The 1,489-nt window shown below is 59.4% G+C and carries 1 pseudogene; it reads left to right on the forward strand.

Annotated features, from left to right (window positions below):
* Positions 1-1,489: pseudogene (locus tag HY29_RS19415) on the forward strand (HYR domain-containing protein); the annotation flags it as partial.

Raw genomic sequence — 1,489 nt, forward strand, 5'->3', positions numbered from 1 at the left:
AGAGGCGCGGTGACGTGGGGCGATGGCGCAATCGGTGTGACAGGAGAGGTATCTGCCACCAACAGCCTCGTGGGCTCGCAGGCAGGTGACTCTGTGGGCAGTAGCGGCGTGATGGCGCTGAGCAATGGCAATTATGTCGTCGCCAGTTCGAATTGGGCCAATGGTGGTGCGAGCAAGGCCGGCGCGGTGACGTGGGGCAATGGCGCAAGTGGTGAGACGACAGGCCTGGTGTCTGACGCCAACAGCCTCGTGGGCTCCCGGGCAAGTGACTCTGTGGGCTCTAGCGGTGTGACGGTGCTGACGAATGGCAATTATGTCGTCGCCAGTCAGTCCTGGGATAGTGACACGGCGACCGATGTCGGTGCGGTGACGTGGGGCAATGGCGCAAGTGGTGTGACAGGCGCGGTGTCTGACGCCAACAGCCTCGTGGGCTCGACCGCAAATGACAAGGTGGGCGCTAACGGTGTGACGGCGCTGACGAATGGCAATTATGTCGTCAGAAGCTCGAACTGGAACAATATCGGTGCGAGCAAAGCCGGAGCGGTGACATGGGGCAATGGTGAAGGCGGTACTGTTGGAGAGGTGTCTGCTACCAACAGCCTGGTGGGTAAGACGGCAAATGACTTTGTGGGCAGTAACGGCGTGACGGCGCTGACGAATGGCAATTATGTTGTCACAAGCCCTAATTGGGATAGTGACACGGCGACCAATGTCGGTGCGGTGACGTGGGGCAATGGTGAAGGTGGTACTGTTGGAGAGGTGTCCAAGGACAACAGCCTTGTGGGCGCAACGGCAGGTGACCAGGTGGGCAACGGCTATATGATGGCGCTGGCGAATGGCAATTATGTCGTCGGCAGCGTGAGCTGGGCCAATATCGGTGCGAGCAAAGCCGGAGCGGTGACGTGGGGCAATGGTGAAGGCGGTACTGTTGGAGAGGTGTCTGCTACCAACAGCCTTGTGGGCACCACGGCAGATGACGAGGTGGGCTACAACGGTGTGATAGAGCTGACGAATGGCAATTATGTCGTGCTCAGCGATAGATGGAACAATATCGGTGCGGCCAATGCCGGAGCGGTGACGTGGGGCAATGGTGAAGGCGGCACTGTTGGAGAGGTGTCCAAGGACAACAGCCTTGTAGGCACGACGGCCGATGATCGCGTTGGCGCGATGGACGAAGATCCTAATAATCCGACGTATCTATATAAAGCTACTGTGATCGCTCTGAGCAATGGCAACTACGTCGTGGCCAGCCCTGACTGGAATGCCGACACGGCGAACACGGTCGGTGCGGTGACGTGGGGCGATGGCGTGAATGGTACGATTGGAGAGGTATCTGCCACCAATAGCCTTGTGGGTGTGACGGCAGATGACCGGGTGGGCAGTGGGGATGTGACGGCGCTGACGAATGGCAACTATGTCGTCGCAAGCCCGAGCTGGGACAATGACGGCGTGCTCAATGCCGGTGCAGTGACGTGGGGCAGTGGCACGG

The sequence above is a fragment of the Hyphomonas beringensis genome (genome assembly GCF_000682755.1).
GTDB lineage: Bacteria > Pseudomonadota > Alphaproteobacteria > Caulobacterales > Hyphomonadaceae > Hyphomonas > Hyphomonas beringensis.